This is a genomic window from Fructobacillus fructosus KCTC 3544 (assembly GCF_001438695.1).
GTDB classification, from domain to species: Bacteria; Bacillota; Bacilli; order Lactobacillales; family Lactobacillaceae; genus Fructobacillus; species Fructobacillus fructosus.
The window spans coordinates 482-885 of record NZ_JQBH01000034.1 but is presented as its reverse complement, the minus strand read 5'-3'; the positions used below and the strand labels follow the sequence as shown (position 1 = coordinate 885).

1 protein-coding gene is annotated in these 404 nt (G+C 41.8%); it reads left to right on the top strand.

Translation table 11 applies throughout. From position 1 onward, the window contains the following. The coding region (locus tag IV71_RS08165; protein ID WP_162258605.1) for a hypothetical protein at positions 1-404 on the top strand (404 nt) is incomplete at both ends.

The following is a 404-nucleotide window of genomic DNA, read 5'->3' as shown; positions in this document are numbered from 1 at the left end:
CAACTATGGTGAGGCATTTAAGGATTTGTTTGGTGTTCGTCCCTCTGAATCAGTTAGTTTACCAAGCGAAGAGGAATGGCGGACCAAGTATACGGAAGGCGAGAAGATTCAAGTTATTGCGGAAACTCGTGAAAATGAAATGGATTCTCCAGCAGTTCATGAAGATGAAGCCCAAACTGATGCTTCACAGCCAGCCGTATCATCTGACACAATCCAGGATTCAGTAGATAACAACGTGCAGGGTTCTCTAGAAATTGAATCTAAAGCACCAGTTCAAACTTTGTTAACGGACAACCAAGAAGAGCCAACGAATCAAAGTTCAAGTTTGAATTTATCAAGTGAGCATTATGCCTCTGATTTTTCTAGACCAGCTCAAATCAGTAATGGGCTGGACTCGGTATTTA